11 protein-coding genes are annotated in these 10,606 nt (G+C 48.7%); 9 read left to right on the forward strand and 2 right to left on the reverse strand.

From position 1 onward, the window contains the following. Positions 1 to 59: 59 nt before the first annotated feature. Positions 60 to 638 (forward strand): hypothetical protein, encoded by a 579-nt coding sequence (locus KDK17_RS17915; RefSeq protein ID WP_257280855.1) that lies wholly within the window; start codon positions 60 to 62, stop codon positions 636 to 638. 141 nt (positions 639 to 779) lie between these two features. Here the strand turns inward: KDK17_RS17915 and glpX are convergent, their stop codons facing one another. Further along, positions 780 to 1,790, reverse strand: a complete 1,011-nt coding sequence (glpX, locus tag KDK17_RS17920) for a class II fructose-bisphosphatase (RefSeq protein WP_257288710.1) — start codon at positions 1,788 to 1,790, stop codon at positions 780 to 782. Between the two features lie 309 nt (positions 1,791 to 2,099). Here glpX and rpsL point away from each other — a divergent pair, with 309 nt between their 5' ends. The 7 genes from rpsL to KDK17_RS17955 all read left to right on the forward strand — a co-directional run bounded on the left by rpsL (position 2,100) and on the right by KDK17_RS17955 (position 9,475). Then, complete coding sequence (gene rpsL / locus KDK17_RS17925; protein WP_034841716.1) at positions 2,100 to 2,474, forward strand: 30S ribosomal protein S12; 375 nt, start codon at positions 2,100 to 2,102, stop codon at positions 2,472 to 2,474. A gap of 135 nt (positions 2,475 to 2,609) precedes the next feature. Beyond that, positions 2,610 to 3,080 (forward strand): 30S ribosomal protein S7, encoded by a 471-nt coding sequence (rpsG, locus tag KDK17_RS17930; protein ID WP_252177337.1) that lies wholly within the window; start codon positions 2,610 to 2,612, stop codon positions 3,078 to 3,080. Between the two features lie 18 nt (positions 3,081 to 3,098). Next, a complete protein-coding gene (fusA, locus tag KDK17_RS17935; RefSeq protein WP_257254329.1) occupies positions 3,099 to 5,201 on the forward strand; it encodes an elongation factor G in 2,103 nt (700 codons plus the stop codon). A 103-nt stretch (positions 5,202 to 5,304) separates the two neighbouring features. Continuing rightward, the gene (gene tuf / locus KDK17_RS17940) at positions 5,305 to 6,498 is read left to right on the forward strand and encodes an elongation factor Tu (protein WP_257254328.1); all 1,194 of its coding nucleotides are present in this window, start codon (positions 5,305 to 5,307) and stop codon (positions 6,496 to 6,498) included. A 230-nt stretch (positions 6,499 to 6,728) separates the two neighbouring features. Continuing rightward, complete coding sequence (locus KDK17_RS17945; RefSeq protein WP_257280857.1) at positions 6,729 to 7,724, forward strand: putative 2-aminoethylphosphonate ABC transporter substrate-binding protein; 996 nt, start codon at positions 6,729 to 6,731, stop codon at positions 7,722 to 7,724. A gap of 55 nt (positions 7,725 to 7,779) precedes the next feature. Then, positions 7,780 to 8,838 (forward strand): TauD/TfdA family dioxygenase, encoded by a 1,059-nt coding sequence (locus KDK17_RS17950; RefSeq protein ID WP_257254324.1) that lies wholly within the window; start codon positions 7,780 to 7,782, stop codon positions 8,836 to 8,838. A 22-nt stretch (positions 8,839 to 8,860) separates the two neighbouring features. Further along, a complete protein-coding gene (locus KDK17_RS17955; protein WP_257254323.1) occupies positions 8,861 to 9,475 on the forward strand; it encodes an HD domain-containing protein in 615 nt (204 codons plus the stop codon). A 141-nt stretch (positions 9,476 to 9,616) separates the two neighbouring features. On the opposite strand, the gene KDK17_RS17960 is transcribed toward KDK17_RS17955, so the two are convergent. Beyond that, complete coding sequence (locus KDK17_RS17960) at positions 9,617 to 10,153, reverse strand: hypothetical protein (RefSeq protein ID WP_257254322.1); 537 nt, start codon at positions 10,151 to 10,153, stop codon at positions 9,617 to 9,619. Positions 10,154 to 10,419: 266 nt separating this feature from the next. On the opposite strand from KDK17_RS17960, the gene KDK17_RS17965 reads away from it, so the two are divergent. Further along, a partial coding sequence (locus tag KDK17_RS17965; RefSeq protein ID WP_257288711.1) for a hypothetical protein occupies positions 10,420 to 10,606 on the forward strand: 187 nt, incomplete at its 3' end.

The raw sequence follows: 10,606 nt of genomic DNA on the forward strand, positions 1-10,606 counted from the left end.
AACCAAATATAAATATCTAAGGTTGTAAGTAACGGAAAATATAATAGGAGACCTTCGATATGGACAGTCTTAACGGTGTTAATGGTGTTGAATGCACACTATGTCAAGATTCAGGTAGATGTGAAAGCATCACTCTACATTGTGGACATGCTTATGGTAGATCATGCATGCGGGTAAGTTTGGAAAAATATAACCAAACAAACTGCCATCTCTGTCGAAAGCAACTGAATGATGATGATATAAAAGAGATAAAAAAAATTCCATTGCAGGAACGCGTGGTAACTATTTCGAAAAAAACTATTAAGTTTATCTGTCAGGTTGTTTGTACTTATGCTCCCTCGTTTGCTCCTTCGACTTTTGCAGGGTTTGCTGCCGGAGCTACCGGAGTTGCTGGTGCCGGAGTTGCTGGTGCCGGGTTAGCTGCTGGGTCCCTCGTTAGAGTGCTGTCTTTATCTGTTGTAACGGTTGTCTGGGGTGCCCACTTTTGTAAAAAGACGGACGGTTTCGCTAGCGGTGTTGCCAGCGGTGCTGCTATCGGTTTTGCTTTGGGAAATTTCGAAGCTGTTTCTATGGCTGCCGTGTCTATTGTCGGGACTACTGCCAACGCTGCTGGTAATTATCTCGTAAGAAACGATTAAAGAATGTTTTGCCGAGCTATTTTCGGGCATACACCCCTGACTATCCCCTCGAAATAAAACATCAAGGGAAGAGCCATTGCCTGTTTTCAACAATGGCTTGGAAACAATAGCTTGGAAACAATGGCGCGGAGGAAAATAGGGTTAAAAGATGACACCCTTGATGTCGTCGTCTTTGCGATCCAGGTAGTGGATAGATTTTATACGACGGATCGTACGGGATTTTCCACGAATCACCAGTGTTTCTGTTTCCGCAATGTTGCCTTTGCGGGCAATACCTTCCAACAGATCACCCTTGGTAATGCCGGTGGCTGAAAACACCACGTTGTCAGAGCTGGCCATATCATCCAGACGCAACAGGTTGCCGGGCTCAATGCCCATCTCTTTACAACGGCTGCGCTCAATGTCACCGGCAGCCTTATTCTCAGGTGTATCGCCCTTGGCTTGATCACGAGTCATCAGGCGACCCTGCATGTCGCCACCCAATGCACGAATCACGGCTGCCGATACAACACCTTCTGGTGCACCGCCGATGCAGTACATCATGTCGACTTCACTGTCAGGCATACAGGTCAGGATAGAAGCGGCTACGTCACCGTCGGGAATGGCAAAAACTTTTACACCCATTTTTTGCATCATCGCAATAGCACTGTCGTGACGAGGCTTGGACAGAGTGATCACGGTCAGGTTTTCTATGGGTTTGTGCAGCGCTTTGGCGACATTGTGGATGTTCTCTTTAAGACCCAGCTTCAGGTCGATGGCGTTTTTTGCACCGGGGCCTGCAACCAGTTTTTCCATGTACATGTCGGGTGCTTTCAGGAAAGAGCCTTTCTCGCCGGCGGCCAAAACAGCCACGGCATTGTTCTGTCCCATTGCGGTCATGCGGGTACCTTCAATAGGATCAACGGCAATATCAATGCTCTCGCCCTGACCTTTGCCAACTTTTTCGCCGATATAAAGCATGGGGGCTTCGTCGATTTCGCCTTCACCAATGACAATCTCGCCATCTATCTCAACCTTGTTGAGCATGGCTCTCATAGCCTCAACCGCTGCGCCGTCCGCTGCATTCTTATCGCCTCTGCCAAGCCATTTATAGCCAGCCAGTGCTGCCGCTTCGGTCACACGTGAGAATTCAATCGCCAGTTCGCGTTTCATGTTAATCCTGAAAGTGATCTTGGGTATGGGCGGGACTTTAGCACAACTCGGTGACCCAGAGTGAACCGTAACAGGCAAGATTTTACCCTCGCGAGTTTTCTCTTTTATTCGAATTGTGTTATCCACAGGCTTGACGCCATTTCCTGCATTCCGTAAAATTTCGCCGCTTTATATTGCCCCTAGCTGTATTTTCAGGGGTTGGTAGATGCCGGTTTTTACGCCGGCTTTTGCCGTTGAAGCAAAGAATCTTCTGCGCACTCCTCTGACGCAGCAGATTCTTACTCACTTAGAAACGACTGGAGTTCGCCAATGGCAACAATTAACCAGCTGGTTCGCAAGCCTCGTAAGCGTAAGGTCAAAAAGACCGACGTTCCTGCGCTGCAGGCCTGCCCACAGCGTCGCGGTGTATGCACCCGTGTTTACACTACTACTCCCAAGAAGCCAAACTCTGCGCTGCGTAAAGTTTGTCGTGTGCGTCTGACCAACGGCTTCGAAGTGACTTCCTACATCGGTGGTGAAGGTCATAACCTGCAAGAGCACAGTGTTGTTCTGATCCGTGGCGGTCGGGTAAAAGACTTGCCAGGTGTTCGTTACCACACCGTTCGCGGTAGCCTGGATACCCAGGGTGTTAACGACCGTAAGCAGGGCCGTTCCAAGTACGGTACCAAAAAGCCTAAGTCTTGAACTAGTAGCTTGAAACTAGTGTCCAGAGACTAGACTTGAGAACGCTCAATAGAGCAAGCATTTAAACAGTAGGTTGATAAGAGTAAGGTCAGGAGTTTTCCTGAGCTACCTGAAGGCCGAAAAGAGGGCTTATCAATGCCAAGAAGACGCGTAGTCGCCAAGCGCGAAGTACTGCCAGATCCAAAGTTTCATAACAAGACGCTGGCAAAATTCATTAACCATGTGATGGTTTCCGGTAAGAAATCTGTTGCCGAGAAAATCGTCTATGGCGCACTGGACAAAGTTCAGGAGCGTACCAGCAAGGACCCTCTGGAGCAGTTTGAAAAAGCGCTCGAGTCCATCGCTCCTGTGGTAGAAGTTAAGTCCCGCCGTGTCGGTGGTGCTACCTATCAGGTACCTGTAGAAGTTCGTCCAAGCCGTCGCACGGCCCTGGCTATGCGTTGGCTGGTAGACGCTGCGCGCAAGCGTGGTGAGAAGTCCATGGATCTTCGCCTGGCCGGCGAACTGATGGATGCTGCCGAGAACAAGGGTGCTGCTGTCAAGAAGCGTGAAGACGTGCATCGCATGGCTGAAGCTAACAAAGCGTTCTCTCACTACCGTTTCTAAGTATCAGAGGATTGAGTCGTGGCCCGTAAAACCCCTATTGACCGCTATCGCAATATTGGTATTTGTGCCCATGTTGACGCGGGTAAGACAACGACCACTGAGCGTGTCCTGTTCTACACTGGTCTGAGCCACAAAATTGGTGAGGTGCACGATGGTGCGGCTACCATGGACTGGATGGAGCAGGAGCAGGAGCGTGGTATTACCATCACTTCTGCGGCTACCACCTGCTTCTGGCGTGGTATGGATGCTCAGTTTGATGAGCATCGTGTCAACATCATCGACACCCCCGGACACGTTGACTTCACCATCGAAGTTGAGCGTTCCCTGCGGGTACTGGATGGCGCTGTTGTTGTTCTGTGTGGTTCCTCCGGTGTTCAGCCTCAGACTGAAACTGTATGGCGCCAGGCTGACAAGTACGAAGTACCGCGCATGGTCTTCGTCAACAAGATGGACCGTACCGGTGCTAACTACCAGATGGTAGTCGACCAGCTGCGTGATCGTCTGAACGCTAATGCCGTTCCCATGCAGATGACCATTGGTTCTGAAGACGAGTTCAAGGGTGTTGTCGATCTGGTTAAGATGAAGGCGATCATCTGGAACGAAGCGGACCAGGGCATGACCTTCGCCTACGAAGACATTCCTGCTGAGATGGCCGATGTGTGTGCCGAAATGCACGAGTACATGGTCGAAGCCGCTGCCGAGGCTACTGAAGAGCTGATGGAGAAGTACCTGGAAGAAGGTGAACTCTCTGAGGAAGAAATCAAGGCCGGTATCCGTGCTCGCACCCTGGCTAACGAAATTATTCCGGTATTCGGCGGTTCCGCATTCAAGAACAAGGGTGTACAGGCCGTTCTGGATGCCGTCATCGAATACATGCCTTCTCCGAAAGAAGTTAAGGCCATTGAAGGTATCCTGGACGACGGTAAAGACACGGTTGAAACCCGTGAAGCTGACGACAATGCTCCGTTTTCTGCGTTGGCGTTCAAAATTGCTACCGACCCATTCGTGGGCACCCTGACCTTCATTCGTAGCTACTCCGGTACCCTGAATTCCGGCGACACCGTTTACAACCCTGTCAAGGGCAAGCGTGAGCGTGTGGGTCGTATGGTTCAGATGCACTCTAATAACCGTGAAGAACTCAAAGAGTGTCTGGCGGGTGATATCGTTGCTCTGATCGGCATGAAGGACGTAACCACGGGTGACACTCTGTGCGCCATGGACAGCGTTATTACTCTGGAGCGCATGGAGTTCCCGGAACCGGTAATCTCTGTTGCGGTTGAGCCTAAGACCAAGGCCGACCAGGAGAAGATGGGTATCGCTCTGGGTAAACTGGCTCAGGAAGATCCTTCTTTCCGTGTTCACACCGACGAAGAGAGTGGTCAGACCATCATCTCCGGTATGGGTGAGCTGCATCTGGACATCATCGTTGACCGTATGCGTCGCGAGTTCAAGGTTGAAGCTAACATTGGTAAGCCTCAGGTTGCTTATCGTGAGAAGCTGAAAGCCACCGTTGACGCTAACCACAAATTTGCCAAGCAGTCTGGTGGTCGTGGTCAGTACGGTCACGTTGTGATCGAGTTCTCTCCGGCTGAAGAAGGTGAAGAAGGTCTTCAGTTCGTCAACGAGATTGTTGGTGGTGTTATTCCCAAGGAATACATCCCGGCTGTTCAGAAGGGTCTGGAAGAGCAGATGCAGAACGGTGTTATCGCCGGCTACCCTCTGCTGGGTCTGAAAGCTCGTCTGTATGATGGTTCTTACCACGATGTTGACTCCAACGAAATGGCGTTTAAAATCGCTGCTTCTCAATGTCTGAAGAAATACGCGCCACAGGCTAACCCTGTTCTGATGGAGCCCATGATGAAAGTTGAGGTGGTGACACCTGAAGACTACATGGGTGACGTTATGGGTGACCTGAACCGTCGTCGCGGTATTGTTCAGGGTATGGAAGACACACCTTCCGGTAAGGTCATTAACGCTCAGGTGCCACTGGGTGAAATGTTCGGCTACGCCACAGATCTGCGTTCAGCAACTCAGGGGCGTGCTACATACTCGATGGAATTCAGCGAGTATGCCGAAGCTCCCGCCAGCATTGCTGAAGCGGTCATTAAAAATCAGGGTTAATAGTGTATGTGCGGTGTTCTAACAGACATAAAGGGCTGTTAGAATGCTGTACCGAGAATCACTACCCCCCGAACCATTGATATCTATCTAAGGGTCAAGAGAAATGGCTAAGGAAAAATTTGAACGTTCGAAGCCGCACGTAAATGTCGGCACCATCGGTCACGTTGACCACGGTAAAACTACTCTGACGGCTGCACTGACTCGCGTATGTGCAGAAGTATGGGGTGGCGAAGCTAAAGACTTCTCTCAGATCGATAACGCTCCTGAAGAGCGTGAGCGTGGTATTACCATCTCTACTGCTCACGTAGAGTACGACTCTCCTAGCCGTCACTACGCTCACGTAGACTGCCCAGGACACGCCGACTACGTTAAGAACATGATCACCGGTGCTGCCCAGATGGACGGCGCTATCCTGGTATGTTCCGCTGCTGACGGCCCCATGCCTCAGACTCGTGAGCACATCCTGCTGTCTCGTCAGGTTGGCGTACCTTACATCGTGGTATTCCTGAACAAAGCTGACATGGTAGACGACGAAGAGCTGCTGGAACTGGTTGAAATGGAAGTTCGTGAGCTGCTGGACACTTACGAGTTCCCAGGTGACGACACTCCAATCATCACTGGTTCTGCCCTGATGGCTCTGGAAGGTAAAGACGACAACGAAATGGGTACTTCCGCTGTTAAGAAGCTGGTTGAAACCCTGGACGAGTACATCCCTGAGCCAGAGCGTGCTATCGATCAGCCGTTCCTGATGCCTATCGAGGACGTATTCTCTATCGCTGGTCGTGGTACCGTAGTCACTGGCCGTGTTGAGCGTGGTATCATCACTGTTGGTGAAGAAGTAGAAATCATTGGTATCAAAGAGACTACCAAGACGACTGTTACCGGTGTTGAAATGTTCCGTAAGCTGCTGGACGAAGGTCGTGCAGGTGAGAACATTGGTGCGCTGCTGCGTGGTACCAAGCGTGAAGAAGTTGAGCGTGGTCAGTGTCTGATCAAGCCAGGAACTGTAACTCCTCACACCAAGTTCGAAGCAGAAGTTTACATTCTGTCCAAGGACGAAGGTGGTCGTCACACTCCATTCTTCAAGGGCTATCGTCCTCAGTTCTACTTCCGTACCACTGACGTGACCGGTGCTGTAGAACTGCCAGAAGGCGTTGAAATGGTGATGCCAGGTGACAACATTAACTTCGTAGCTACCCTGATCGCTCCAGTAGCGATGGAAGACGGTCTGCGCTTCGCTATCCGTGAAGGTGGTCGTACTGTAGGTGCTGGTGTTGTTGCCAAGATCATCGAGTGATACTGAATCACTGGTAATCTAGACCACCCTATAAAAACCCCGGATTTTTTCCGGGGTTTTTTTTGTCTGTAAGTATTTAAACGACATCATATTTCCAACTCCGGGAGTAATTGATAAGGCATAGATAAAAGGGTTTCATTTGATTGAAACATAGCCAGTGTACGGTGGTGCCAGAATATGTAGTTTGGTTCAGGTCGCTTGTGATTGGAGATGACCCTATGAAAAAATGGATGACTGGTCTAGCTCTGGTATCAGTATCTGTTGCTAGCGCTTCTTCTTGGGCTAATTCGCCTGAGGAACTGACTGTTTACACGGCTTTTGAAACAGATCTGCTATCAACATTCGAAGAGGCTTTTGAGAAAGAGCATCCGAATATCACAATCAACTGGGTTCGTGATTCTACCGGGGTAATCACTGCCAGAATACTTGCAGAAGGAAAAGGAACTCCTGCTGATGTGGTGTGGGGGCTGGCTGCTTCATCCCAGGTGCTGCTGAAAAATCAGGGCATTATTAAAGCCTATACCCCGGAAGGTGTCTCCGAGCTTAAATCCGGCATGGTGGATCCGGAAAGCGATAAAGCCTGGTACGGACATGATGCTTTTTTTAATGCGATCTGTTTCAACAGCGTAGAGGCTGAAAAACTGGCTCTGCCAAAACCTGAAAAATGGGAAGACCTTCTGAATCCGGTCTACAAAGGGCATATTGTCATGCCTAATCCAGCCTCTTCCGGTACGGGTTACACTCAGGTGGCTGCCTGGCTGCAAACCATGGGTGAAGAAAATGGCTGGTCATATATGGAGGCTCTGGATAAAAATATTGCCAAATATACTCACTCTGGCTCCAAGCCCTGTGTTGAAGCAGCGCAAGGAGAAACGGTGATTGGTATTTCATTTGCCCTGCGTGGCGCTAAATTGAAAACTCAGGGTGCACCAATAGATCTTGTGATGCCTCAGGGTGTTGGCTGGGATTTAGAGGCAGTTGGTCTGGTCAATATAAAGTCCGATGCAGCAAAAGCACTGGCTGACTGGTCGGTTTCTGAAGAAGCCAATGAGCTTTACAACACGGTTTACCCGGTTGTCGCTCACAAGGATGTGAAAGGCGAAGTCAAAAATTACCCCGATGTTGAAGCTGTCATGGCTGACGTTGATTTTGGTCGAATGGCCAATGAGCGCGATGCTGTTCTTAAAGAATGGTCCGCTAAGTTTGAGTTTAAGTCAGAACAATAATACCCGTCGCCAAAACACTTAATAAAACTGAAGCCTTGGGTTTAAGGGGGATGCCATGCTTGAGCTCTTCAATGATCATCTGTTTTTCCACGATAAGCCATTTCATTACTTCTGGCTTCGCGATAACTGTCCTTGTCATCAATGCCGACATGAGTCGGGGCAAAGGCTGATTGAGGTAATGGACGTGTCTATGGATATCAGGCCAGAAACGGCAACTGTCGTTGATATTGGTGTTGATAAAAGCTTGCAGATTCTCTGGCAGGATGGTCACCGGTCAATCTATCCGGCAAGTTTGCTCATCGCTGAGGCGTTTGTCCCTGAAGCACCAAGTTTGTGGGGAGGGGGCTTGCAGGCTGACAGTATTCGTTTTGACTACAACGCTATAGACGATCCTGAGGTTAAACGACAGTGGTTGAAAGCCATTGAGACCCACGGTCTGTCATTTCTCTACAATGTGCCAGCTCAGGTAGGTCAGGTGCTCAAGGTTGTCGATCATTTTGGCTATGTCCGTGAAACCAACTATGGCCGTTATTTTGAAGTAATAAGCAAAGAAGAGCCGGAAAATCTCGCCTTTACGCCCAGGCCGCTGAGCCTTCACACGGATAATCCTTACCGTCATCCGGTGCCAACACTGCAATTGCTGCATTGCCTTGAGGCTGCCCCGGAGGGTGGCATCACCGCTCTGGCGGATGGTTTTTATGCGGCACAGTTGCTGAGACAGCAGTATCCTGAATACTTCGCTCTGCTTTCGACAACCACCCTGCATTACAACTTCAGCAGTGATAGCGCCAGTTTGTCGAGCACTGGCCCGGTGATAGAGTTGGGCTGCGAGGGTGAAATCATCGGTATTCGTATTAACAACCGCTCGGTCCAGCCGGTGCGACTGCCATTTGAAGAAACCAGAGACTTCTACGAAGCCTATCAGTTTTTTATGAATCTTCTTCACAGTGAAGCCTGTAAATATGCCTGTAAGCTGGCTCCGGGTGAATTGATGATGTTCAACAATCAGCGGGTTCTGCATGGTCGTGAAATGCCAGCCCGGGGTAAACGACATCTTCAGGGGGCTTATGCGGATATTGATTCCCTGCGCAGTGAACTTAAGCGAATGAATTGATCCAGAAGAAAAGATTATTGAAATGAGAGTTATTGACTTTATCCGCAAACAATATATCAAGAATGGTCATGTTGCTTATGGTGAGCATATCTCAATGACCAATCATATGTTGCAGTCAGCCTTTTACGCTGAACAGGGTGGCAGCTCAAAGGAAGTAGTGGTTGCTGCTTTCCTTCATGATATTGGCCATTTGTTGCATGGTCTCCCTGAGGATATTTCCGATCATGGCATCGATGGCTTTCATGAAGATATTGGTGAACGCTGTTTAAAAGGCTATCTGCCAACACTGGTCACAGATTGTATTCGTCTACATGTTCAGGCAAAGCGATACATGTGCACACTTAAGCCTGCCTATTACGACAAACTTACCGAGGCTTCGCGGGAGTCTCTTGCTATACAAGGTGGTTTGATGAGTGATCAGGAAGTCGCGGCTTTTGAAGCGGAACCTTATTACAAGGAAGCTATGCGAGTTCGGGTTTATGATGATATGGGCAAGCAAGCAGAGCTGGAGCATCCTGATCTGGATTACTACCTGAAGCTGACTGAAGAGTGTTTGATGATCACTGAGATGTCTGCTCCCGATAGCATATTGGCTGCTATGGGTCTTGGGCTCAACCCGGCTGCGTTTCGGGATTAGTCTGAAACAAAAGTGCTTAAGGTAATAAAGCGCACCAATCAAAAGAAAACTGGAAAAACGAGGAACTGTGAAAACGAGGGATAAAAAAATCACTGCGGTGGTCGCAGTGATTTTCGGCTTATAGTTTTGATTGTATTGGCTTTATGCTCTTGATGTTGAAGCTGCCCCCTCATAATAAGCCACAATCCTGTCAGCAAGCTTTGATCGTTCGAAGCCATTGTCATTGGTCGCTTCCAGAACCCTATTATAAGCCTTTGCCATACAATAGGGGGTAAAGTAGGCTGTCACGCTAAATCCGACGAAAGCCCCAACACAGGTACCAATAACGCCACCGGTAAACAGGCCTGCTGGCCCTGCTATCGATCCAAGCAGTGCACCCATGGAGCCCGTAGCAAAAGCTCCAACGGCAGTGGCAGTTGGTATGATGTATAACGCTGATGCAACGCCTGTCGCGATCGCTGACAATGAGGCCAGGACGCGATTGGTTTTTCGGGTTTTCAGTGGCTGCCCCTCATATCTGCTGCTCCCTTCAGTCATGTGTGGGCCTTCATTGGAGTGCGCAGCGATAGCTACCCGTTTGCCAGAAAGGCTTGCTTCATTTTTTTCTGAAAAAGTGACTTCAGATGTCGGGCGATATTGATCCGTTGCAACACGTTGGTCGGTATGGGTATAAATCATATTGCACCTCCATTAGCATCGATTTATTAATTGTTACTCTGGGGTAGTTCTTCCGTGGATGAACTTATGTACTGAATGATATTGCTCAATATGAAACCATTCAATTACATAATTGTCAGAGTTACTAACATTTGAAGAGTGCAATATGGAATCAGGGTGAAAAAAATTTGTTTCATGAAGAGAAACCGCTTACTATGCCTCACTTGAAAAGCTTCATGGTTTAGAAAGCTCAGGCCTTTTTAAAGCCTGCTCTTGAGGAATTGCAAGTGCATCCTGTATTATTTATATTGATATCTGTATCAATTCAGGCTTTTTCGTTTGCTTACGTTTCGAAAGAATTTGATCCCGGTGAAATTATACAGTATTCATTGATTTCATTTCTTTTGTGCGGTTTAGTTTTTTCAATGGTTTTATATAAAAAAGGGAATCTTTGTTTAGAAGCAAAAGAAATAC

This window comes from Endozoicomonas sp. SESOKO2 (assembly GCF_024606245.1).
Lineage (GTDB): Bacteria > Pseudomonadota > Gammaproteobacteria > Pseudomonadales > Endozoicomonadaceae > Endozoicomonas_A.

Coding starts and splice junctions, on each gene's coding strand:
- KDK17_RS17915 (WP_257280855.1), top strand. CDS start 60: ATGGACAGTCTTAACGGTGTTAATGGTGTTGAATGCACACTATGTCAA.
- glpX (WP_257288710.1), bottom strand. CDS start 1,790: ATGAAACGCGAACTGGCGATTGAATTCTCACGTGTGACCGAAGCGGCA.
- rpsL (WP_034841716.1), top strand. CDS start 2,100: ATGGCAACAATTAACCAGCTGGTTCGCAAGCCTCGTAAGCGTAAGGTC.
- rpsG (WP_252177337.1), top strand. CDS start 2,610: ATGCCAAGAAGACGCGTAGTCGCCAAGCGCGAAGTACTGCCAGATCCA.
- tuf (WP_257254328.1), top strand. CDS start 5,305: ATGGCTAAGGAAAAATTTGAACGTTCGAAGCCGCACGTAAATGTCGGC.
- KDK17_RS17945 (WP_257280857.1), top strand. CDS start 6,729: ATGACTGGTCTAGCTCTGGTATCAGTATCTGTTGCTAGCGCTTCTTCT.
- KDK17_RS17950 (WP_257254324.1), top strand. CDS start 7,780: ATGCTTGAGCTCTTCAATGATCATCTGTTTTTCCACGATAAGCCATTT.
- KDK17_RS17955 (WP_257254323.1), top strand. CDS start 8,861: ATGAGAGTTATTGACTTTATCCGCAAACAATATATCAAGAATGGTCAT.
- KDK17_RS17960 (WP_257254322.1), bottom strand. CDS start 10,153: ATGATTTATACCCATACCGACCAACGTGTTGCAACGGATCAATATCGC.